The organism is Brevinematales bacterium, assembly GCA_026415355.1.
In the GTDB taxonomy this organism is placed as follows: Bacteria; Spirochaetota; Brevinematia; order DTOW01; family DTOW01; genus SKYB106.
Genome location: JAOAHF010000006.1, coordinates 32,931 through 56,084 on the forward strand (window position 1 = coordinate 32,931; position 23,154 = coordinate 56,084).

Consider the following 23,154-nt stretch of genomic DNA (forward strand, 5'->3'; position numbering starts at 1 on the left):
GCTGTTTTATGTATAATTTGAATAAACCTTTCTTTGAATGATTAAAATTTGCTGAAAATCTTACCTTTAGTTTTTTATTTAGAAATTGAGATTTGTTATGATTTATAATAAAATTAAGAGGTGTTTTATGCAGGATGGTGGAATTTCTTTTCTAATACTAATGATACTTATGTTTGTAGTTTTTTACTTCCTTATAATATTTCCAGAAAATAGAAGAAGGAAGAAACTTATGCAGCAGATAAGTCAGATGAAAGAAGGTGATAGGTTTGTTACAGCAGGTGGTATAATAGCAGAATTTGTCTCAAGAGATGAGGAAAAAGGAATAATAAAAGCAAAAATATCAAAAGATACTGTTGTGGAGATAGGTAAGGATTTTGTAGTATCTGTTTTTCAGAGTAATGTTGAAGAAAAAAAGTAAATTAGTTTATACTTAGCAAACAATTTAGGAGAGGTGGCCGAGAGGTCTAAGGCAACGGTTTGCTAAACCGTCGTAGTACCGAAAGGTGCTACCGTGGGTTCGAATCCCACCCTCTCCGCACTGTGATTATACCATCGCTCTTTCTCATTTCTTGGTGGTATTTTTGTTTTGAGACACTATTAAGCGTATGCCAGAAAAGATAGTATTTCTAAGTTTGGTAATGTTTGATTTGATTACTATATTTAGTGCTATTTTTTTGATACGTAGTCATATATTCTTTTGAGTTCTGGATCATTAGGATAGTATTCAAGGCCTTTTGAAGTTATTTCTTTTGCTTTTCTGAAATTTTCTTCACTAAATGCTATGTGTCTGGCCCAGCCAATGTATATGTTTCTTCTTATGTTATCAAGTTGCTTTGAGTTGTTGAGTTCTATTGATCTTTCTATAGACTTGAGAGAGTTTTCAAAATCTTTTTTGTCAAAGTGTATTTGAGCTAGTCTAGCATATGCTATTGAAGCGTTTTGTCTAAGTATATTATCTTTTGGAAGTGATTTCATACCATCTTCAAATACTATCACTGCTTCTTCAAGTTTGCTTATATTCATAAGATCTACTCCCCACAAGTTATAATAGTAGCCAAGATTTTGTTCAGCTTCTTTACCTTCTGGAAACATCTTAAGAAACTCTTTGTGGTATTGTATAACTTTGTCATATTCTTTCATATTAGCTAGTATTTTGGATATTTCTATTAGAGCGTTTACTCCTGCGTTATATGTTCTTTTCCTGTCTATGTTTGATGAGATAGAAAATATATTAAATACTTTATCGTAGTTACCTTTCTGGATTTCAGCTTTTGCCCAGTTTATAACTAGATAATCTGTGAGTTCTGCTACACTACTATAGTATTCGGTTTTGTTGGTCTTTATGTAGTATGCTGTTTTGATAGCCTTTGGAAAATCTTTTGTTTCTATTTGGGTTAATACTAGATTATAGTAAAAAGAGGACAAAAGTTCTTTTATTTCTCTATCATTTTTGAATATTTGTAGTGATTCTTCTGCGAAGAGAATGGCATTTTCGTAATCTTTCTTTTTAACATAGTCTGTAAAAATCCCTATATATGAACTTCTTAAGTTTGTATAAGCCAGAAATAAATTTGTTTCAAGTATCAATGCTTTTATGGAAGCCTTTAGTATTTCTGTGTAGTTTCCTGTATCCTTATAATTTAAAACCTGATTTGCGTACATAGAAGCTATTAATCCTTCGTCACCTATTTCTACTCTAAATCCTTTACCTTCAGGTATATAAACATAAGATGTTCTTTCTCTTAATTCCTTTATTGCTTCTGGGTTCCTAACTACATCAAAGCCTTTTCTGGCAGTTGTTTCGATTTCTATTTTATAGTTGTCTAGATATATTACCGAAAAAATATGATCTGGTAATTGGACAACTTTTGGATCGAAACCAAATCTCTTTAAAAGAATGTTATAGATAGCGGTTGAATTTACGCAATTGTAGTATCCTGTATCAAAAAGTTGATCTAGGTCGGTTGATCGTTCGAGGTATGACTTAAATACGTTTTGATGTAGATAGTCAAAAATAAGTTTGGCCAAATCATATCTTGATACTCTCTTATCTTTTACTGAGTTACTTATTTCAGATGACATTTTGTCTATTAGAGATTTGTAGTATAATATCCTATTGGGATCATATGTTCCTGATGCCAATATAAGCCAGGTTTCAATGTCTCCAATTCGTTTGGTTTTTATATATTCTTCAAACATTTTTCTCTCAAGATCAGTATTGTATATGCTACCGACTGAAGTTCTAAACTGCCAAAAATCAACTGCGAATACTAGATTGATTGAGAAAACAAGTAAAAGTATAATTGTGAATTTTCTCATAGTTTTCTCCATTTCAGAAAATATAAAAAATTCATTTCTTTAATTCAATAAGTTTGGTGGTTAAAAAGGGGTTTTAGTGTGTAGATTGTAAGTTGAGTAGAGTTTTGTTTTATTTTAAAGTGTTGTATGAGATGATTTGTTCTACTATTCTACAGGTTTGCTTACCTTCTTTGACATCGTGTACTCTTATTATTGATGCTCCGTTAAGGAGTGATATAGTATTTAACACAATTGTTCCTGGTAATCTTTCTTCGGGTGGTATTCCATCTAACATCATTCCTATCATAGATTTTCTTGAGATGCCGATTAATATTGGTTTTTCAAGTTGTTTTAGTTCTGCTAGTCGTCTTATTATTAGTATATTATGTTCTAGTTTTTTGCCGAATCCTATACCTGGATCGATTATTATATTTTCTGGTTTTGTCCCCATGTTTTCGTAAATTTCTACTCTTGCTCTTAGAAACTCTTTTATCTCTCTTACTACATCCTTGTATTGAGGATTTTCTTGCATGTTTTTTGGGGTTCCTTTTATATGCATTAGTATGACAGGACATTGATATTTTGAGATTACTTTTACCATCTCTTCATCGAATGTTCCTGAAGATATGTCATTTATAATATCTGCTCCTTCATCTAGAGCTATAGCTGCTACTTTGGATTTGTAGGTATCAACTGAAATTGGTAGTTCAGGAAAATGTTTCCTGATTTCTTTAATTGCTGGTATAACTCTTTGTAGTTCTTCTTCAGTTGGTACTGGATCAGATCCCGGTCGAGTTGATTCTCCGCCAATATCAATAATATCAACTCCATCTGAAACCATTTTCTCAACTACTTTTAGAATACTGTCAATGCTTACTCTACTGTTACTGTAAAATGAGTCTGGAGTTATGTTTAAAACACCCATGCAGTATTTGTGGATTGAAAAATCAAATTCTTTACCTCGTATCTTGATCGTTTTATTGTTCGTCATATACTAAAAGTAAAAGATCTAGACATTTTGTTTCTAATTTATTAGTTTTGAAATATTTCATATCTATACGAATATCCTTAGTAGTTAATTTGGCAGCAAACCAAATTGGTTTAAGTATTATTCTGATTAATAGTTCGCTAGTTGATTCAACTCTATGTGTAACGGAATTTATTGGATTTTGAAATATTTTTATCTATTAATCTTCAAATTTTGTTATTACAGATTTGTATCTATAAATTGCTTTATATTTTGTTTTGGTAGAGCGCCTACTGCTTTGTCGACAGGTTGACCATTTTTGAAAAATAACAGCGTTGGTATACTGGTTATTTTGTACTTTGAGGCTATTTCTGGATTTTCATCAACGTTGATTTTAAAAAACTCGACTTTACCTTCATATTCTTTTGAGAGTTCTTCTAATATGGGTGCAATCCTTTTACAGGGTACACACCATTCAGCCCAAAAGTCAACTAAACATATAGGCGATTTATTTATGGTTTCTTCGAAAGTGTTTGTATCTAATTCTTTCATACTTCCCTCCAGATCTCAAATCAATATAAAACATTCTTTTCATTGTTACCAGTTCCTGTACTGGTAAACTAATAAAATTTGTTTTTATTCAACAGTACTAATTATCATAGCAGTTTAGATGGATTTAAATATGTTAACCTTATCTATTTTTTCCCATGTAAATTCAGGTTCTTCGTTTGGATTTCTACCAAAATGTCCATAAACTGCTGTTTTTTGGTATATTGGTCTTTTTAGCTTGAGATACTCTATTATACCTTTTGGTGTAAGATCAAAGTTTTTCCATATTGCCTTTTCGATTACTTCTTCAGGAACTTTTCCTGTTCCGAAAGTATTCACAACCAATGATACAGGTTGAGCAACTCCGATTACATATGCTACCTGAATTTCACATTCTTTTGCTATACCTGATGCTACAATATTTTTAGCTATATATCTCATCATATATGCAGCACTTCTGTCGACTTTAGTAGGATCTTTACCAGAGAATGCTCCTCCACCGTGTCTTGCCCAACCTCCATAAGTGTCTGCTATAATCTTTCTTCCAGTAAGTCCTGCATCGCCTTGGGGGCCTCCTATGACAAATTTACCTGTAGCATTTATAAAGTATTCTGTATCTTCATCTAGATAGTTTGAGGGAATTACCTTTTTTATTATCTTGTTTATTATTGTTTCTCTGATTTCTTCTTGGGATATGTCCTCAGAGTGTTGAGCAGCAATTACAACATTTTTAACCCTTGTGGGGACTCCATCTTCATATTCTACTGTAACTTGGCTTTTGCCATCGGGTCTTAGGAATGGTATTTCTTTTGTTTTTCTTGCTTTTGCTAATTCTCTGGTTAATTTGTGTGCTAAATATATAGTAAGCGGCATATAATCAGGTGTCTCATCAGTAGCATAGCCAAACATCATGCCCTGGTCACCTGCACCACCTGTGTCAACTCCCATTGCAATATCAGGAGATTGCTTCTTGATACTTGATATTATACCTACGCTTTTATAATCAAACCCCATGAAGCTATCAGTGTAGCCTATTTCCCTTATCTTTTCTCTTATTTTTTCGTCAAGATCAATATTGTGGATATTTGAAGTTATTTCTCCAGTTACAAAAACCAAACCTGTTGTGACAACAGTTTCACATGCAACTCTTGAGTTTGGATCTCCTGATATAAACTCATCAAGTACCATGTCAGATATTTGATCTGCTATCTTATCAGGATGTCCTTCAGTTACTGATTCAGATGTAAAGAGATATCTACCAGATCTTCTCATCTTCCTCTCCTAACCACGGTAGAATTCTAAGTAATTAACTTCATGTAATTCAATTAAATTTATTTTGAATTTTGCTGAAGGTTTGGTGTTTCTTTCTGGAAAAGTATTCTGGCTTTTAAGGTAACTCTTAAAAAGCTGATCTGAGAAACTTCAAAATGTTTATATTTGCAGTGTCATTAGAAGAATTTTTATAATTCAAGTGTCATTTTATGGCGGGCGTAGCTCAATCGGTTAGAGCACTGGACTGTGGCTCCAGTTGTTGCGGGTTCGAGTCCCGTCGCCCGCCCAATCTTGTTGCTACTCGTTATTACCAATTTGAGCTTAATACCGCCATCAAACGACGGTTTTATATTTTTTACAAATACTTGAATGTCAATTAGAATTTTTAGTAAGGTTTTGATAGTTTTTGTTATTTAGGTTGCTTATGATACTTTTTATAACGTTTTTTGCTTCGTTTACTGACAAATTAACTTCTTTAGATAGTGTATCTTCATATAAAACTATCTCTGTGATAGTTATCCCTATTATCCTAACCTTTTTATCAACATCTATACCAAGCTTTTTAGCAGTTTCTATGGCGAGTGGTACTTCAAAACCGTGAGAAGATATAGGTTTTAGAGAGGTTGGATAGTTTTTGTAATCTATTAGTACAATGTCACCTGCTTTCTCCCCAAAAACCGCATCAACTATCACAACAAAATCATAGTCTTCGAGTATAGATATGATTCTAGATGGATCCATAGTGGTTATAAATTCGATATTACTATTTTTTATCTCTTCCGAGAGTTCTTCAACGACTTTTATTCCGACAAAGTCATCACCACCTAATGCATGACCTACTCCAACTACAGCTAGTTTCATTTTATTGCCTGAAATCTCAAAGAAGTTTGTAAAATAAAATAGTTGATGTTCAACTTAGAAACATATTTACAAATCTAGTAATTTCGACTTATGATGTTTTCTGAAATTATAATAACTTTTTAACATATATAAGCATTTTATGATGTATTTGTAATGTCGAAGGTAAAACATTATTTTAGAATTTGATATGGTGTATTGAATTTAAGTTTTACCTGTAATGCTTACTCATTAGTTATGCTTCTGGGTATTGAATAATCAATGATTTCTGGAGTTAGTACTATGATTATTGTTGATCTTGTAGTTGATTTTGATATGTTAGCGAAGAAAATATCTCCTAAGATGGGTATATCCATAAGGAATGGAATACCAGATTTCTTAAGAATGTCTGAAGTTTTCTCAAGTCCACCTATAACTAGTGGTACTCCATCTTTTACTACAGCTTTTATCTCACCTTCAGTAGTGTTTATTTGAGGGGACTTTAATGTTGATGTTAACTCAATAAATCTGTAAGAAGAAATACCTACCTTAACATCAATTGATATTTCACCTTGAAGAGTTATTCTAGGTTCTACTTCCAGCTTTATACCTGCTTCTATGAAGTCAATTTGTGATGTTGTCGTACTAGTTTGTGTTTGTTCTTGAATTATACTTTTTACATATGGTACCTTGTCGCCTATGAGTATTTTTGCTTTTTGACCATTTCTGCAGACAACTCTAGGTGATGATAGAAGTTTTACATCACCATATGTTGATAGAGTTTTTATTAATCCTGAGACAATGCTGCCACTTTCCAAAGTTCCAGAAGAAAATTTAACACTGAATAAACCAGTCCCAGAAACATTAACAGGAGCAGATTGGAAAGATAGAGATGTTATACCTTTTATTATATTATCAAGTGTTATGTCAAATCCATAATCTAAAGTGTTGTTTCTGTCAACTTGTATGATATCAACTTTTATCATGACTACCCTAGGTGATACTCCGACATCTCTTAGAAATTTTTCTATATTTTCAAAGTTCATCGTTACATCTCTTACTACCATAGTGTTGTTTTCTATGTCAATTATAACTTCACCTAGAGGAGTTAAATAGGGTTTTATGATTTCTTTTATTTCTTTGGGGTTTACAAACTTCATATCGTAGACTTTGGTTGAAAGGAAATTTTCTCTTAGAGTTTTTTCATACTCCTGGTAGGGTAAAAAAATTAGTGTATTACCATCGTATAGAATATAAATATCAGATACTTTGAGTATTGTTTGAATAACATTGAATATTGGTACATCCTTAGAGGAAACAGATATGCTTTTTGATGGTATCTGTGGAGATATAATTGTTGGTATAGGTATTTGAGTTTTAAGAAAGTTCAAAATGTACTTAATATCTACATTATCAAAATTAATGTTTATCTTGTTTGTAAGTATGTTTGATAGCTCAAGAAAATAAAATTTAGGTACTTTTTTAGAAGAAACCTGGGAGTATGTGGGAGATGGTGGGAAACCACCAACTTCCGTATATTGTTCACCATACTGCGGAAAAATATTTTGAGAAAGACTTAAGAGAAGTACAATATAAAAAGTTGTTAGCGGAATTTTAGCTGTATTCATAAAAACACTATATATAATGCATTCTGTTTTTATCAACTTTTGATAAGTGTGTTTAAAGAATTGCTGTATACCTTAAAATTAGGCATGAGAGAAATGTTTTTGTGAAAGTATATTAAAATTGACGTTTCTATGAAATCGGATATAATCTCTCTTATGAGGAATATCAGAGAAATTTATATCTATATACAGAGAATAATCTATGAAGATTACCGCAAAAATAGATGCAGAATAGGTGTTTTGTGGAGTTAGAAAGTTTTCTTGTAGGGAAGTAAGGTTAGTTGTGTAGGAACAATTGGGGATAGATATATACATATCAAACAAAAATTTTTTAGCATACTATGATGGTGATGAGAGTGTTAGAATAAATAAATATTAGGAAAGTCAAAGAGATATCAAGATTGGTGTGATGACAGGTATTAGTAAAAAAGGGTAAGGCTAGGGTTGTTGAAAGTTTGACAAGAGTAGTATGCTCTGAGTAGAAGAAGGTGTTTCTGGACAGGAGGAGTTTTATTGAGAAAGCATTGAAGGAGAGAGTATGTAACAATATAGCATGTTTATCAGGAATAGAATACATAACAAGATGAAATATCCTTTGAGGAAGAAATGCGAGAGAGATTTTAGGAATTGCAAGTACCAGTACGATAGAGATAAATACAAGATTGAGCAGGTGATAACTCATTTTAAGAGATTTGTGAGGAGATTAGAAGTGAAGGATGTGAAAGTTGCTAGAAGTTTGGTATGATAAGTATGCATTGTTTGATGTATTTTTAGTTAACTTGAAAAGAATAAAAGTTAACAATTATTATTGTACTCGATTTTAAGGAGGTAGTTATGAGGAAAGTAGTGTTGATTTTGATGTTTAGCTGTTTGTTTAGCTTAGGGTTTGGGATGTTTGAAAAGTATGTGATTGATACGAAGGTAGGATTAGAGAGTAGTGCTAATGTTGAAGTGGTTAAGGATTTCAGTTCGAGGTCCATTGGTGGTAGTATAGTGTCACCTCTTGAAGAGGCTGGTATTTACTTACAGAATAGGCAAATTTTTGATATTCAAAGTGACTTAACTATAAGAGGTACTAGGTTTAGTCAAACGTCTGTTGCGCTAAATGGGGTTGTTCTGAATGATATTCAGAGCGGGCATTTGAATTTATCTTTACCTATTACTGTATATGATATTGATCATGTAGGAATTCAGAAGTCTGGTAATTCTACCATGTATGGTAGTGATACTATAGGTGGAGTAGTGGATTTTAGGATTTCTGATTCAGTAGAAGAGAATTTAAAGTTTAAGATTTACTCTGGCGACTATGGATTGTTTGGAGGTGTTGGTTCTATTTCTAAGGGATTTGGTCCTTTTGGAGTTGTACTTTCGTTTGATAAGAAACGAAGTGATGGATATAAGTTCAATACTGAATTTGAGAGTTGGGTTGTAAATGCAAAAATAGTATCCAAACTCTATGGTGCTAATACTATGCTATTCTTAGGACATCTCGAGAAGAAATATGGAGCTAGTAGGTTTTATGGTACCGAAGCAAAAGAAAAAGAGTTTGTTAACTTAGCAATGCTGAATGTTGACTATGGAATGCTAAAATTTAACTTTTTCTACAAATCTAGTTTAGATAACTATGTTGTTAATATAACTATTCCTTCTTCACAGGTTAACAATCACTACAAACAATCTGTAGGTACTGATGTAAGTAGTTTGTTTGATTTTGGAAATTTTGGTAATCTATTTGTAAGGTTAGAAGCTAGATGGAATGGTATAGATAGTACTGCGAATATTTCTGGCAATATCACAAATCTTTTAGGTAATAGGTATGATGTACCTATGGCTATTGTTGGGGAATATGGAGTTTCGCCAGTAGATGGAAGTTTTGTTGGTTTTGGGATAAGAAGTGACTTTTGGTATTTTGGTGATAGGCAATATGGAACGATTGTTTCGCCTTCTTTCAAAGGTTATTACTATATCACTCCTGAGTTTAAAGTTTCTCTTAACGCTAATAGGTTTTTCAGAGTGCCTACTTATGTTGAGTTGTATTACTATGATGGAGTTGCATTTGGTAATACCAACTTGAAGCCAGAGGAAGGGTGGGACTATGAGATGACCATGAATTATTACTTTGATGGAAGTAAAGAAACCTTTTTGTACATTTCAGGATTTTGGCGTGATGCTCTGAATATAATTGATTTTGCCGATAATAAGACTATTCCGGGATCGAGGTTTGAAGCTGTTAATATAAGATGGATTAGTGGTGGTGGAGTTGAAGTAGGTTTGAATTTTGATACTACGCAAGTTATAGGTGAGAACGGTAATATAAAGCTATTTTATAGTTATTCAAAGTTTGATTCTGGAGCTCCTAATGAATTTACATTCAGATACGACAAGTATCTTGAGCATCAGTTAAATTTATCTATATTACAGAAATTTAAAGGTTTTCAGTTATATTTGATGACAAGCTTAAGAAACAGATTTGAAGGAAAGGCTTTGGATGGTAGTTTATTACCTTATACTACTTACACATTGATTAATGGAAAGGTTTCTTACGAAGTTATAACTGGGGGTAGATTGTTTGTTGAAGGGTACAATTTAGGTAATGTAAAGTACGAAGACATAAATAGGGTAGAGATGCCAGGTAGATGGTTATGGGTTGGTTTTGAGTATAGTTTTATGTAATATTTAAAAGAGGAGCAAAGCTCCTCTTTTATCTTTTGTAAGAGTAGTTATTTCTCTACTAGAAGATATTTAGGTAAATTTATCTATATTTGGTTTGGAATTTTCAAACTGGGGATTGAGTTTCAATGTCCTTCTAGGGTTTTTATACATTAATCAATATAAGATCGGGATTTTTAATGCTACACTATTGTTCTAAATTTTAGTGTTGAGATATTAAATTTCTCAAACACATCAAGTAGCTTTAAGATATCTTTATCTCTTTTCTGGCTTCTCCAAATTTCCATTTTATCTTTTAGATCTTTAGAAGATAGAAATTCGTATATTTTATTTTCTAACTCTCTTCTGTTATGTATTTGAATACCGTTTTTTGTTATGAAATCCATGACTGTTGACAGTTTTTCAATCTCATCTTCATTTAGACTTATAAGTACCTTCTCAATTTTGTTCAGAAGGTAATGATACAATGAATTTTCTAGGTTTAGGAATGATATATCGAGATTGTTTTCTTTTATGACTTTCATAACTTTAGATAGGTAAATTGTGTCGATGTCTTGTCCTTTCAGTATGTTTTCTGCTTGTTTATCTATGTATTCTTTGAAAAGGTAGGATATAAGCGTTCTTTCATTTTTAGGGAGTTTAACTCCTAGGATTGAGTAACTTTCTATTATCTTTATATACTCTTCCATCTCAAAATCAGACTTTGCTCTGAGAGATTTGAACTTGCTTTCGAATATTTTGTATAGAATTTTTTCTCTTACTTCATACTTGATATCTATTAGCGAATATCCTCCTGAAAACCAATCATCAAAAAATCTTCTAACCTTGCTGAAAGGTAGTTCTTTTACCACTTTTTGTATGTATGTTTCTATTCCTTCGTACATGTACTCTTTTGCGTATATGTGTACTTCGCCTGTAGCGAATGAAACAAATATATAGTAGATAAATTTTTGGTTCTCTAATGTTATATTGTTGAATATATCTGCTATTCCTGAAAATACTTTAAAGTTGTGTATTTCAAAAGAAGAAGGGTTATATACAGATATTGTATAGAAGTAGTAATCTTCATTTGATGATATTTTACCATCGTTGACTAAGAATTTATATAGTATGAATTGAGAAAGTAGTCTTTCGGGAGTAAATTTATATTTCTCTATCCAGTTTTCAAATATCCATCTACCGTCATTGAATTGTCTTATGTTACTTTTGGCTTTAGATAGTATTTCCAGAAAGTGTTCTTTTATCTCAGGTCTTATGTACTCATTTAGTAGGAAGAAAATATATGATGAGTATCTCATTACTTGTACTGTTTCTATACCTGATATATCTGCAAAAAACCATCCACAACTTGTATACATAAGCATTTCGTTATAGAGTGCTTCCATAAACTTTAGTACTTTTATTTTTTCGCCTATTGATAATTCTTTCTTTTTATGTTTGGAAAGGAATTCTTCTAACTTTGACTTCCATTTACTGGGTTTGAGAGAAGATCTTATGAAGACAACGTCAATATAGTCGTTTCTTGCCTTCCATACATTGTTTATTAGATCTTTTGTTTCTTCTTCTGCTAAGGAGTATAATTCTTCTCTTAGGTAATCAAGAGCATTTCTTAAAGGTTCTCTCCAGGACTGATTCCATCCCGGTTGTGATCCTGTTGTACATCCACAATCTCTGTACCATCTGTCAACTCCGTGTGCACAACTCCAGGAAGTACCAAGGTTATTGTTTCCCTTCTTGAGTACTACCTCATACCTTGGCTTTATAATCTCAAGCACGTTACCGAAGTTTGTGAAAATAAAGTTGTTTTCAAATCTATTCCTATAGATGAGTGATGAAAGACACATATCTGCAAATGGTTCGTGATGTCCGTAAATTTCACCATCGGTTGCTATTGAGAGTAAGAAATCATCTTTGTTAGGATTTCTATATGATAGTATAGCATCTCTAAAACTTTCGGAATTCCTCAGGAGATGATTAAAACTAACAGCGTGTGATAAGGGGCCATTATAGAAGAATGCTACGATTTCACCGTTAGGTTGCCTTATTATGTATGGTTCAGAAAAATCAATGTTACCTTTTGAAACATCAATCCACTCTTTTCCATTTATAAATCGTATTTTTTCAGCTTGATGTGGTGAAAGTATTATAAACTTTATTCCATATTGTATCAAAAATTGTACCACAACGTCATTTACTGCAGTCTCTGGTAACCATATTCCTTCAGGATATCTCTCAAAACGTTTCTCAAAGTCTCTTATTCCCCATTCTATTTGAGTTATTTTGTCTTTATCTGATGCCAATGGTAGAATCATATGATTATATGCTTGAGCTATTGCGTTTCCATGCCCGTTGTTTCTTTCTCTACTTTTGAAATCTGCCTCGAGTATTTTTTCATAAGTTCTTCTGTGATATTTCTCTAGATATGTAAGTAGAGTAGGTCCAAAATTAAAACTTATGTACTCGTAGTTGTTAATTATTTCTTGGATGTGACCAAAATTGTCGAGTACTCTTGAAAATGCATTTGAAGTGTAGCATTCCTCTGTTATTCTGTCATTCCAGTCGTGCCAAGGATGAGCACTATCTTGTAAGTCTATTTCTTGTGTATATGGATCTTCTCTAGGAGGTTGGTAAAAATGTCCGTGAATAACTAAATAGAAATTATTCTTTTTCATGTTCTACCACCTTAGATTAATATTATTTATACCTTTATACGCAAAATTCATCTTCTATAAAACTTGACCTTGTTAATAAAACAATTTTTAATTATTATTCACCTGTCTATAGTAGAGTACTAAGAGTATTTTCGAGAGGGCAATTGTAGAAACATCTTGGTTTGGGTGAAAACTATTTGAAAAAATAATAAAGTTTACAGAATTATTATGGTTAATTTGACATGGAGTTGGAAAATTGTTATATTTACATACCCCGTATAGAGTATGGAGGATGTTTTATGGATATTAAGTTGGGGACTTTTGTAAAGCCTAGTAAATCTGAAATTAGTGAAGATCACATATATGATCTTATAATAATAGGTGGTGGAGTTGCTGGTTTTTCTGCTGGTTTGTATGCTTCTAGAGCAAAGTTAGATACTATACTTGTTGAAAAGTTAGGACCTGGGGGGCAGATTGCAACTACGGATTTAGTTGAAAATTATCCTGGTATTCCTGAAATAAACGGATATGAGCTTTCTATTAGAATTGAAGAGCAAGCAAAAAAGCACGGTCTTAATGTTTTGTTGGATGAAGTTATTTCGGTTCATCTTGGGGATGAAGTAAAAAGAGTAAATCTTGCTAGCGGTAAAACTTTGAAATCTTATTCTGTTATAATATCTACTGGGGCTAATTATAAGAAGTTAGGAGTTCCGGGTGAAGATAAGTTTTTAGGTAAAGGGGTTTCTTTTTGTGCTACTTGTGACGGTGCCTTTTTTAAGGACAAGGATATTGTTATAGTTGGCGGTGGTAATACTGCTTTAGATGAAGGGCTTTTCTTGACTAGATTTGTAAAAAGTATAACTTTAATACACAGAAGGGATACTCTAAGAGCTGAAAAAATATTACAAGAAAGAGCGTTTAATCATCCTAAATTCAAATTTATCTGGAATAGTGTTGTTGAAGAGATACTTGGAAACGATAGAGTTGAAGCAGTTAGGATAAAGAATCTAGTAAACGGAGAGGAGAAGATTTTAGAGACAGAAGGTGTTTTTGTTTTTATAGGTATGGTTCCAAATACGTCTATTTTTACTGAAATTGAGAAGAATGAAAATGGTTATATCAAGGTTAATTTGTATGATATGAGTACTAATATACCGGGTGTTTTTGCTGCTGGTGATTGTGTTGATAAATTCCTAAGACAGGCAATAACTGCTGCAGGAGAAGGAGCAATTGCAGCTGTTGCCGCCGAGAAGTATATTGAAAAAATAAAACATCAAGTATAAATCTCAAAAATATTTTCTTTACTTTTGTTTTAAGTTCTTTCTGGGTGTTTTGTTTTTGGTTTCCTACTTCTATATTGCCATAACCGTTAGCTTTTGTTTATGATTCTATAAATAATTTTTAGTTTAGAGGAATTTATGAGGTGTTGTGTAAGACACATAATTGTTGGTATTATGTTGGTTATTGTAAGTACTGTGATATTTAGTTGTATTCCCAAGAGTAGTTTAAAGTCTTACGTTGATAATCAAGTTATACGAGTTTTGATAGGTAATGAGAAAGAGAGGTTTAGTTTATTGTCTAGAGGATTTTTTCTTGTTGATGGTATTCCTTTTGATGGTGAAATTGTAGTAGAAATTAGTAATTCATGTATGGTTATAAATGGTATTCAGAAGGATAAGAAGGTAGAAATATATTCTGATGATTATATATCTTACAGAGGTACAGAGTATTCGGGTACCATAACTCTTATATTTACAAACAAATCTGTAATGGTTGTAAATAATGTTGATATAGAGGAATATTTAGAATCTGTGGTACCTTCTGAGGTACCAGCTCTGTGGCCTATAGAAGTACTTAGGGCTCAAGCAATTGTTTCAAGGACATACGCGATTAGAAAGATGATAGATAATAAAAATAAAGATTATGATGTTGTTTCAACGTATATGTCTCAAGTTTACTCAGGTAGAAAAAGGGTTCACCCGAGGACTACGAAAGCAGTTAGAGATACTCGCGGTGTAGTTATTACTCACAACGATGAGATAATATTGGCATTTTTTCATGCGAATTCTGGAGGACTTATAGAAACTCCTGAGGTAATAGGAGGTAGAAAATTACCGTATCTCAAGCCTATGAGGGACAATTTTTCAAGAAATACTTTTAGGTCTTATTGGAGTAGTAGTATAGATAGTGATGAGTTTGTTTATAAACTTTTTGGTAGGAGAGATCTCAAACTTGTTAGTATAAATCTACCTAAGCGACTTCCTTCAGGATCAGTAACACAAGTTGAAGTATTAGTAAAGGATAATAGGACTACTTATTCTAAGGTATTATCTATCAGTGAGTTGAGAGGAATTTTTCCTGTTATAATGAGTCCTAAATTTGAGATTGACATAAATGGTGGTGTTATTAATTTCAGAGGGATTGGATGGGGACATGGGGTTGGTATGTCTCAATGGGGAGCCAATAAAATGGCTAAACAAGGGTATAGCTATAAAGAAATAATTATGTATTACTACGATGATGTAAAACTTGTTAAGCTGTATTGAGTTTTGTTTGATGTTAGGTATTTTTTGAAAGAATTTGTTTCAATAAGAGGTTAGCTTTTCGATTTTTATGTTTCTACTTACCAGGTTTGTATTTTCTAAGTTGCGGATGAATTCAGAGAAGCATAGTTAATTGATGATAGTTGTGTGGGTTTTGATTGTTACACTATTATTACGAAATAGTATAGTAAAACTCCGAAGCTAGCAAACATTACCCCGTCAAATACATCAAAAACTCCACCAAGTGACATAAGTATATTACTAGAGTCTTTAGCTTCAAAAAACCTTTTGATTGTGGATTCAATTATGTCTCCAAAGAAGCAGAATAAAACTACTATAGAAGACAAGATTATGGTTTCTTCATACGAGCTTAGGAAGATAGGATTTTCATATCCAAAGATGTTAACTGCCAACTTGAAAATTATCCCACCTAGTATTCCAAATATAATCATACCAATAGTACCTTCTAATGTTTTGTTAGAACTTGAGATTGCTGAGAGTTTTATTCTTCCTATGGTTTTGCCTATTATCAAACCACCTGCTTCTGAAAACCATCCTACACCAAGCGTAAAAGCTAGGAAAAATGTTCCATTTTCTATGTCGATGAGTCTTAGAACTAACATTGATCCTATTGTTACTACCAAGTAGATTAAAAAGGTTGAGAAAACGCCGTCTACAATAAGATAATTGTGTTTTGATACGTTCAAAGATGAAATAGCTAAGTTTAGCAATACAAAGATTATGTATAGTGAGAAAACTATTGTAAAGACTGAACCTATGTCTGCTTTTACATCAAAAAACTCTATATTAAAAAGGCTCAACGAGGATATAGTAACAACTGAGATTAGTGAGAAAATAATAAATAGTGTTTTTTTAATTTTTGGTATGTAGAAATATTTGCTTTCAAACATTCTAATGGTTTCAAACATTATTATAAGTAGGATTGAGATGAAAAACAAATATATGAATGCTATGTATATAGGTATATTCCAAATAGGTAGCGACGAAATTATTACGAGTGGTGCTATGACTATGGAAATAAAAATTCTTTCTTTTAACTCTTTTTCAAACATATAACTACTGGTATGCGATATTTTATACAATGTTATTCTAATCTTTCCAAATACTAAATTTTATTAATTTGTATTAATCCGAATATCTATGTGTATGAGAAAATTTTTTTGTTTCATATTTATTTTAACTTTACTAGTTATTTTCAATATGGGAAATATTTTTTCAGATTCTGATGATTTTAAGTTTAAGGCTATAAATAAACGTCTTAAGTATGTTGAGGATTTTTTTAAGATATACAATGAATGGCTGTACCAAGATCTTGACAACATTTCAAGGAATATATACTTTCTTGAGCTTGCATGGGTTTTGCCATTTGATCATCCTATTAGAGCTATGACACCTATAAGCAATGAGATGCATTGGCAAAGGTACAAGTTACTTGTGAAAACTCATATAGCATTGCTACTTACTAAAAACTATCTTGACTTTGGAAAGCAGTTCTACAAGGATAATATACACTTTTATAGCAAAGAGTATGAGAAAGAGCTTTTGGAGGGGTATGATATAGCGGAAACTTATTTTAAATCTGCCTTAGGTTGGTTTGAAATTGCGAAGAGATATGCTAAATTGGTTTCAAAGTTTGATTCTCAAGTTTATGCTACTACTCTATACTATATGGAAGATGAGTATAGAAAACTCCTGAATGGTGAGATTTATTACGATGTTACTATAAAAAGACTTTTGAAAAAAATTTCTTTAAACAGAGAGAAGCTTAAAAGATTAAGGGATTTTGAATGGATAGAACCTATACCTTGAGAGTTTTATCTTTTTATGTTTACTGATTATTCCGATGTATATAACTTTATGATGCTTTTCTGTTTGAGTGAGTAGATCTTGGTTTTTTTTTTTACAGATAGTATTTGCTGGTGATGATAGTTTAGTTGATTTTGTGATTTTAGTGTTGGAATTTGATATAAGATATTAGGGTTTTTATAATTCTAGATAAGGTAACTATAGGAGGTTGTTAATGTCTAATTTTAGAAATCCTTTAATACCGGAGGGAATGTATCAAAATTATGAGTTTTACTCTTACAGGGTAAGAGATTTTTTCATAGGGGTAGGAATTTTTATAGTAGTTTTTGTTAATTATCTGCTTACGTTAACTCCTTCAGTTGCTGCTGGAGACCATGGAGAGTTAGCGGCTACTACTTATGCTTTTGGTGCACCTCATCCATCTGGATACCCTATATTTGCCGTTTTAGGTAAGTTTTTTACATACTTTCCTTTTGGTAACGTAGCATATAGGATTAATATGATGTCAGCTTTTGCTGGGGCTTCGACCGTATTTGTTTTCTTCTTGTTTGCGTTGAAGATATTGGGTATAACTAGAAAACCCGATATTGTACGAAATACTCAGGGATTTGACTTAAGGATATATATACCTGCTATACTTGGAGCATTACTGCTTGGTTTTTCAAATCTTCTTTGGGATCAATCTATAATAGGTGAAGTTTATTCGTTACACAGTTTTCTCAATGGACTTATTCTCATAGTTTTTATGTTATGGTATGAAGATGTAGTTTTTAACTACTATCATACTAAAGAGCCATATATAGGTAGTAGATACCTAATGTTATTGTTTTTTACTATGGGATTAAGTTTGACAGATCATCATCTGTCTGCGGGTTACATAATACCTATAAGTTTGGTTATAGTATTAGTTATATTTTCTGCTTTGTGGGGTAAGGTGTCGATAAGCTGGAAAGATGTTTTATCAACAGGATTTTTGTTGCTTATAGGATTTTTAATACTCTTATTAGTTGCTATAATACTTTTCTACTATAATGGATGGCGTGTTATAGGTCCTATATCTTCTCAGCAAGCATACATAATTACTATAGCACCTTTCATACCCATGTTATTTGCAGGTATTGCTGGTTATCTTTACCCTGAAAGAAAAGAAGATAAATGGATCAAAGAAATACTACAGGTGTCTTTCTGGGGTATTTTACTGTTTATGATACCCATAGTTGTTTTCTATGGATATCTTTGGATAAGGAGTGTTATGATTTATGAGATGCCTGAAGCAGAAATAAGAATACTGACTTGGGGGGAGATAAGAACTCTGGATGTTTTATGGACGCATATATTAAGAAAGCAGTATGGTGGTATTTCAGGTACTCCACTTTATTACAATCTCTTGCAGATGTGGGATCTTATAAAGATACATTTACAGCAGTTTCATATAGTTTTATATGTGTTATTGATACCTGGACTAATAGGGCTTGTCAAAAAAGATATGAACTTTTCATTTTCTCTATTATTTATATGGCTTACTTTTGTTGTTTTATTTGCTTTGTTTATTCAGGGTGAACCTGTCGAAAGATCTAGAGCATTTTGGAGTGTATTTTTACTCCAGTCGTATTTCATAATGACTTTATTTATTACACAGGGTATGCAAACTACTATGGATTGGTTTGAAAAGGTCTTTCTGAAGAAGTAATAAGTAAGTTAATTGGGGGGGGTATGAAAAATGTTGTTTTATTGATTGCTATTTTGTTAATATCTTGTGGTTTGGGTTATTCTCAAATCAAAGAAGATAAAAAAGATAAACATGATCCTTCGGATGTTATATTCTCTATGGGGCTTGAAGATACTCAGCTACTTATAGACCTTACGTATTCTGATAACTTCAGAATAGCTCAAAAAGCAGTGTATAGGCTTGGGCAGATAAAAGCTACAAATGCTTTTTATAGACTTATCTCGATATTCCTCACGTTTGGTACATTTGTTCAGAAAGGATTTGAAGATGTTATACTTGCTTCAGTTTGGTCTTTGGGGGAGATAGGTGATAAGAGAGCATTAGATCCATTAATCGATAACTATAATAGGTTTAACTCCGTGCCTTATAGAATTGAGACAATAAGAGCAGTATCAAAGCTAGGTAAAGATTCCGATAAAGCATTTGTTTTTCTAGATACTATCATAAGGACTACTGATAATAATATGATTGCTTTTGAAGTAGTAAAAGCATTCAAGAATATAGGTAAAATAGAAGCTATTAAAACATTATCTGAGGTTTTGAAAAGTGGTAAATTTGAGAAATGGGTGAATTTAGAGATAGAGAATGCTATTGTATACCTAGGAGGGGCTAAAAAGGAGAAATAGTAATAATGATTGTAAAATTTTGGGGCGTTAGAGGATCAATACCTGTTCCTGGGCTTCATACTGCTGTCTATGGAGGTAATACATCTTGTATAGAAATAAAAAATGGAGAGGATATATTTGTAATTGATGCTGGTTCCGGAATTAGGTTATTAGGAGATAGTATAAAGTCTAACTTACAAAAGTACGAGATAAATTTATTTCTAACTCACACTCATTGGGATCATATTCAAGGATTACCTTTTTTTTCTCCTATATTCGATTATAGGTACAAAATCATTATACATGGGCCAAGTATGTTAGGAAAATTGAAAAATACAATAAGTGGCCAGATGGGATATATTTACTTTCCAGTTAAAACTGATGACTTAGCTTCTTATATTGAGTTTAGGGAGCTAGAAGCAGAAGTTTTCAGAATAGGAGATACAAAAATCTCTTCCATATACCTATATCATCCAACTGCTTGTTTAGGGTATTCCTTTGAGTATAAGAGTAAAAAAGTTGTTGTTCTTTTTGATTTTGAGGCTGATATTGATAGAGATTTAATAATTAGTGGTAATTATTTCAATCAAATGGTTAGGATAATCGGTAGGGAAAAAGTTCCAAAGATAGAGGATATTGTAAGTTTTGCTAGTGATGCTGACGTACTTATCATAGATGCTCAATATACTAAGGCTGAGTATCAAACCAAAAGGGGGTGGGGACATTCTTCTATTCCTAGTGCTATAAATATAGGTTTTAAAGCAAAATCCAAAAGAATAGTATTATTTCATTTAGATCCTTCTAGGAAGGATGAAGATATGATGCTTATAGAGCATTACATTGAAAATTACTTTAAGATGAAAGGCATAGAGAATAGGGTTTATGTTGCTAGGGAAGGTATGGAAATTGAGGTATAGATTATTATCTCTGTTACTAATAGTGGCAATTTTAGGATGTGAGCAAGTTACGGATGAACAGACTAAAGCACATTTTTCAGAGAATATTGTTTCGGGGTCTGATACTTCTAAACGATCATCAATACTTGAGCAAGTTGAGAAGTTTAAAGATGTGAAGTTTGGTTTAGGGGAAAAGTTCTTTATAGAGGGAGTAGATTTCTTATCTACTATGAACTATGATAGAGCTATATATTCATTTAATAAGTCAATTTTTTACAATCCTATTCCTCCAGAGACTAAGTATTTCTTGGCAAAGTCTTATCTTAACGCTGGTTTTATTAAAAACTCTATAGATATTTTCGAAGAGATAAAGAATACCGATTTATCGAGTTTTGTATTACCCAAATTATCCTCTATTTATTCTAGATTGTCACTATCGTTTGGATATAATCCTCCAATAGAATATTACTCAATAACCAATATTTCGGGTATACAAGGTAGAAACAGATTTTTTGCGTTGCCTAGCAGTATAAGGTTTGCAAAGGATCTGGGAATTGTTTTGAATTCTTTTTCTGACAATTTGTTTCTTACCGTGGATAACCAACTTTCATTTAAAAACTTTAATCTTGGTAAGAGGGTTATTGATGTAGTTTATCAAGATAGTGATAATTCTTTTTGGATTATAACATTTTCAGAGATTTATAAATATCAGCCAGGATGGTTTAACCTTAATGTCTTCGGTTTAAATACTCTTGTGGAGTTTTCTTATAGCGGTGTTAATTTCAAAAGAATAGTTGAAATTGGAGAGTTTTTGTATGTGCTTGATGAGATTTCAAAGAAGATACTGATTGTAAGTAAGTATGATGGTAAAGTTATGATGACATTCCCAGAAAGACCTTTTGACGCACCTACTGATCTTGAGAAAGATGGAGAAAATATACTAGTTTCGGATAGCAAGACAGTGAAAGTTTTTGGTAAATATGGTGAAATACTAAGGCAATTTGAGTTTCCCTATAATTTGAATGGTTTTTGTGTTTACAAGGATGGGTTTATCCTAGCTACGGATAATGGTTTGATAATTTACAACTTAAGAGATAATAAGTACCAAATTGTAAGTGATAAACCTTACGATGATGTTGTAATGGGTAATGAAGATAAAATATATGCTATAAGTACCAAACGAAATGAAATGGAAGTTTTTGGTAATGTTTATCAATTGACTCATAACTTAGATGTTGATATCAAAGGAATTTTCGTTGGTAAGTTCCCAGTTATAGGAATGCTAGTGGGTGTTAGAGATATTAATCAAAATATTATTCATAATCTTAATAGAGGAAACTTTGAGGTTTTAGAATCTGGAGTAAATGTTTTTATGCCAGAAGTTGAAATGACATATTCTTTTTTGAAAAAGAAAAATCTACATATAGTTATAGAGAAAAGCCGAGAGGTTTATGAGTATATTGATGAAATCAAGAGTTTTGTTAGATACATTCTAAATAGGCTTGATGCTTCTGATTACGTTAATATTACTATTGCTGGTGAAAACTTAGTAAGTATGGGACAAAGAAATATTTCTGTGTTGTATCCTTTGGATTTTATAGACAAAAATTTTTCAAAACCTGATAGTAGTTATAACACTTTTGATGGTGTTTCTAAAGCAATCACTGAATTATTTTATTCTGTAAGAAATAATGTGGTTTTGCTAATAACATCTGGAAACCTAGAAAGGGATACATCTTATAGAAATATATATAATGTTATTGATTATTCATATTACAACTATATACCTATTTATGTAATATCAATAAACAATAGCAAGGAAATGGAAATGTTGACCTCTTCTGTTGGTGGTAAGTACTACAATAAGACTGTTTTTCTTTCACCTGACATTTTTTTAGAGGATTTTAATAAGAATAAAGTTTTTAGATATCTTGTTGTTTTCAAAAGTGTTTATGAGACTGTATATCCTGATGAAAGGGTAGTTGATGTTGAGGTCAGAGTTAGGTATAATAATATTGTGGGAAAAGACAAGATAAAATACATTTTCCCTAAAGCTAAAAAGCCAGAAGGACAGTAGTTAATATTTGTTATTTCTTGAGGAATTACTTACTTCTTAGGGTGTTGTTAAAAGTGATCTTTTTTAGTTTTATGGTTTACTTCTAGCAAGATATCAACTAGAAAAATGTAGGTGATAAAGATTAAAATTCATTTTCAGTTTGGAGGTAGCTATGATACTTGATAGAATAAATGAAGACTACAAGGATGCTGTTAAGAATAAAGATGAAGTTAAAAGGGAAACTCTTAATATGCTTAAGTCTGCTATAAAGTACAGAGAGATAGAATTGAGAGTAAGCAATAAGGAATTAACTGAGGAAGAGATTATATCAGTTATACAAAAGGAAATAAAGAAGAGAAAAGAAGCTATAGAACTTTATGAAAAAGGTGGTAGAAATGACTTAGTGCAGAAAGAGAAACAAGAGGTTAGTATCCTTGAAAGTTATTTACCTAAACAACTATCTGAAGATGAAATAAGAAACATTGCTAATGAGATAATATCTTCAATTGGTGCAGCATCTCCTTCTGATGTGGGAAGGGTTATGAAGGAAATTATGCCTAAAGTAAAGGGTAGGGTAGATGGGAATCTTGTAAAGAGAATAGTTGAAGAATTGCTTTCAAAATAGTTTT

General features: G+C 32.0%; 19 protein-coding genes and 2 tRNA genes. 13 read left to right on the plus strand and 8 right to left on the minus strand.

The window, feature by feature from the left end:
- The first annotated feature begins 127 nt into the window (after positions 1-127).
- Positions 128-418, plus strand: a complete 291-nt coding sequence (gene yajC, locus N2712_03285; protein ID MCX8029000.1) for a preprotein translocase subunit YajC — start codon at positions 128-130, stop codon at positions 416-418.
- A gap of 27 nt (positions 419-445) precedes the next feature.
- Positions 446-536: transfer RNA gene (locus N2712_03290), tRNA-Ser, on the plus strand.
- Positions 537-666: 130 nt separating this feature from the next.
- Here N2712_03290 and N2712_03295 read toward each other — a convergent pair.
- From N2712_03295 to metK, 4 genes are all read right to left on the minus strand, one after another.
- The gene (locus N2712_03295) at positions 667-2,319 is read right to left on the minus strand and encodes a hypothetical protein (protein MCX8029001.1); all 1,653 of its coding nucleotides are present in this window, start codon (positions 2,317-2,319) and stop codon (positions 667-669) included.
- 109 nt (positions 2,320-2,428) lie between these two features.
- Positions 2,429-3,289: a dihydropteroate synthase gene (gene folP, locus N2712_03300; GenBank protein MCX8029002.1), complete on the minus strand. Its 861-nt coding sequence runs from the start codon at positions 3,287-3,289 to the stop codon at positions 2,429-2,431.
- A gap of 216 nt (positions 3,290-3,505) precedes the next feature.
- Positions 3,506-3,817: a thioredoxin gene (gene trxA / locus N2712_03305; GenBank protein ID MCX8029003.1), complete on the minus strand. Its 312-nt coding sequence runs from the start codon at positions 3,815-3,817 to the stop codon at positions 3,506-3,508.
- Positions 3,818-3,931: 114 nt separating this feature from the next.
- The gene (gene metK, locus N2712_03310; protein ID MCX8029004.1) at positions 3,932-5,086 is read right to left on the minus strand and encodes a methionine adenosyltransferase; all 1,155 of its coding nucleotides are present in this window, start codon (positions 5,084-5,086) and stop codon (positions 3,932-3,934) included.
- A gap of 212 nt (positions 5,087-5,298) precedes the next feature.
- Here metK and N2712_03315 point away from each other — a divergent pair.
- Positions 5,299-5,372, plus strand: a tRNA-His gene (locus N2712_03315).
- Between the two features lie 86 nt (positions 5,373-5,458).
- On the opposite strand, the gene N2712_03320 is transcribed toward N2712_03315, so the two are convergent.
- Both N2712_03320 and N2712_03325 read right to left on the minus strand, forming a co-directional pair.
- The gene (locus N2712_03320) at positions 5,459-5,947 is read right to left on the minus strand and encodes a hydrogenase maturation protease (protein MCX8029005.1); all 489 of its coding nucleotides are present in this window, start codon (positions 5,945-5,947) and stop codon (positions 5,459-5,461) included.
- 221 nt (positions 5,948-6,168) lie between these two features.
- The gene (locus N2712_03325) at positions 6,169-7,551 is read right to left on the minus strand and encodes a hypothetical protein (GenBank protein ID MCX8029006.1); all 1,383 of its coding nucleotides are present in this window, start codon (positions 7,549-7,551) and stop codon (positions 6,169-6,171) included.
- Between the two features lie 831 nt (positions 7,552-8,382).
- Between N2712_03325 and N2712_03330 the strand changes: the two genes are divergently transcribed.
- Positions 8,383-10,221 (plus strand): TonB-dependent receptor, encoded by a 1,839-nt coding sequence (locus N2712_03330; protein ID MCX8029007.1) that lies wholly within the window; start codon positions 8,383-8,385, stop codon positions 10,219-10,221.
- A 179-nt stretch (positions 10,222-10,400) separates the two neighbouring features.
- Here the strand turns inward: N2712_03330 and N2712_03335 are convergent, their stop codons facing one another.
- On the minus strand, positions 10,401-12,890 hold the full coding sequence (locus N2712_03335; GenBank protein MCX8029008.1) for a DUF3536 domain-containing protein: 2,490 nt from the start codon (positions 12,888-12,890) through the stop codon (positions 10,401-10,403).
- A 278-nt stretch (positions 12,891-13,168) separates the two neighbouring features.
- Between N2712_03335 and trxB the strand changes: the two genes are divergently transcribed.
- Both trxB and N2712_03345 read left to right on the plus strand, forming a co-directional pair.
- Positions 13,169-14,152 carry a thioredoxin-disulfide reductase gene (trxB, locus tag N2712_03340; protein MCX8029009.1) on the plus strand — a complete coding sequence of 328 codons (984 nt, stop codon included), beginning with the start codon at positions 13,169-13,171 and terminating at the stop codon, positions 14,150-14,152.
- 135 nt (positions 14,153-14,287) lie between these two features.
- Positions 14,288-15,415 carry a SpoIID/LytB domain-containing protein gene (locus N2712_03345; protein ID MCX8029010.1) on the plus strand — a complete coding sequence of 376 codons (1,128 nt, stop codon included), beginning with the start codon at positions 14,288-14,290 and terminating at the stop codon, positions 15,413-15,415.
- A gap of 158 nt (positions 15,416-15,573) precedes the next feature.
- Here the strand turns inward: N2712_03345 and N2712_03350 are convergent, their stop codons facing one another.
- Complete coding sequence (locus N2712_03350; GenBank protein ID MCX8029011.1) at positions 15,574-16,422, minus strand: phosphatidate cytidylyltransferase; 849 nt, start codon at positions 16,420-16,422, stop codon at positions 15,574-15,576.
- On the opposite strand from N2712_03350, the gene N2712_03355 reads away from it, so the two are divergent.
- The 7 genes from N2712_03355 to N2712_03385 all read left to right on the plus strand — a co-directional run bounded on the left by N2712_03355 (position 16,361) and on the right by N2712_03385 (position 23,150).
- A complete protein-coding gene (locus N2712_03355; GenBank protein ID MCX8029012.1) occupies positions 16,361-16,489 on the plus strand; it encodes a hypothetical protein in 129 nt (42 codons plus the stop codon). The genes N2712_03350 and N2712_03355 overlap by 62 nt on opposite strands.
- A 144-nt stretch (positions 16,490-16,633) precedes the next feature.
- A complete protein-coding gene (locus tag N2712_03360; protein ID MCX8029013.1) occupies positions 16,634-17,242 on the plus strand; it encodes a hypothetical protein in 609 nt (202 codons plus the stop codon).
- 211 nt (positions 17,243-17,453) lie between these two features.
- Entirely contained in the window at positions 17,454-18,929 is a 1,476-nt protein-coding gene (locus N2712_03365; GenBank protein MCX8029014.1) for a DUF2723 domain-containing protein, read from the plus strand.
- A 23-nt stretch (positions 18,930-18,952) separates the two neighbouring features.
- Positions 18,953-19,594: a hypothetical protein gene (locus N2712_03370; protein ID MCX8029015.1), complete on the plus strand. Its 642-nt coding sequence runs from the start codon at positions 18,953-18,955 to the stop codon at positions 19,592-19,594.
- 5 nt (positions 19,595-19,599) lie between these two features.
- A complete protein-coding gene (locus tag N2712_03375) occupies positions 19,600-20,490 on the plus strand; it encodes an MBL fold metallo-hydrolase (protein MCX8029016.1) in 891 nt (296 codons plus the stop codon).
- Positions 20,456-22,546, plus strand: a complete 2,091-nt coding sequence (locus N2712_03380; protein ID MCX8029017.1) for a hypothetical protein — start codon at positions 20,456-20,458, stop codon at positions 22,544-22,546. The genes N2712_03375 and N2712_03380 overlap by 35 nt, the downstream gene beginning before the upstream one ends.
- A 151-nt stretch (positions 22,547-22,697) precedes the next feature.
- On the plus strand, positions 22,698-23,150 hold the full coding sequence (locus N2712_03385; GenBank protein MCX8029018.1) for a GatB/YqeY domain-containing protein: 453 nt from the start codon (positions 22,698-22,700) through the stop codon (positions 23,148-23,150).
- The last annotated feature ends 4 nt before the right edge of the window (positions 23,151-23,154 follow it).

Coding starts and splice junctions, on each gene's coding strand:
- N2712_03335 (MCX8029008.1), bottom strand. CDS start 12,890: ATGAAAAAGAATAATTTCTATTTAGTTATTCACGGACATTTTTACCAA.
- N2712_03355 (MCX8029012.1), top strand. CDS start 16,361: ATGAAAAACAAATATATGAATGCTATGTATATAGGTATATTCCAAATA.
- trxA (MCX8029003.1), bottom strand. CDS start 3,817: ATGAAAGAATTAGATACAAACACTTTCGAAGAAACCATAAATAAATCG.
- N2712_03370 (MCX8029015.1), top strand. CDS start 18,953: ATGAAAAATGTTGTTTTATTGATTGCTATTTTGTTAATATCTTGTGGT.
- metK (MCX8029004.1), bottom strand. CDS start 5,086: ATGAGAAGATCTGGTAGATATCTCTTTACATCTGAATCAGTAACTGAA.
- N2712_03345 (MCX8029010.1), top strand. CDS start 14,288: ATGAGGTGTTGTGTAAGACACATAATTGTTGGTATTATGTTGGTTATT.
- trxB (MCX8029009.1), top strand. CDS start 13,169: ATGGATATTAAGTTGGGGACTTTTGTAAAGCCTAGTAAATCTGAAATT.
- N2712_03365 (MCX8029014.1), top strand. CDS start 17,454: ATGTCTAATTTTAGAAATCCTTTAATACCGGAGGGAATGTATCAAAAT.
- N2712_03375 (MCX8029016.1), top strand. CDS start 19,600: ATGATTGTAAAATTTTGGGGCGTTAGAGGATCAATACCTGTTCCTGGG.
- N2712_03325 (MCX8029006.1), bottom strand. CDS start 7,551: ATGAATACAGCTAAAATTCCGCTAACAACTTTTTATATTGTACTTCTC.
- yajC (MCX8029000.1), top strand. CDS start 128: ATGCAGGATGGTGGAATTTCTTTTCTAATACTAATGATACTTATGTTT.
- N2712_03380 (MCX8029017.1), top strand. CDS start 20,456: ATGTTGCTAGGGAAGGTATGGAAATTGAGGTATAGATTATTATCTCTG.
- N2712_03330 (MCX8029007.1), top strand. CDS start 8,383: ATGAGGAAAGTAGTGTTGATTTTGATGTTTAGCTGTTTGTTTAGCTTA.
- N2712_03320 (MCX8029005.1), bottom strand. CDS start 5,947: ATGAAACTAGCTGTAGTTGGAGTAGGTCATGCATTAGGTGGTGATGAC.
- N2712_03295 (MCX8029001.1), bottom strand. CDS start 2,319: ATGAGAAAATTCACAATTATACTTTTACTTGTTTTCTCAATCAATCTA.
- N2712_03385 (MCX8029018.1), top strand. CDS start 22,698: ATGATACTTGATAGAATAAATGAAGACTACAAGGATGCTGTTAAGAAT.
- folP (MCX8029002.1), bottom strand. CDS start 3,289: ATGACGAACAATAAAACGATCAAGATACGAGGTAAAGAATTTGATTTT.
- N2712_03360 (MCX8029013.1), top strand. CDS start 16,634: ATGGGAAATATTTTTTCAGATTCTGATGATTTTAAGTTTAAGGCTATA.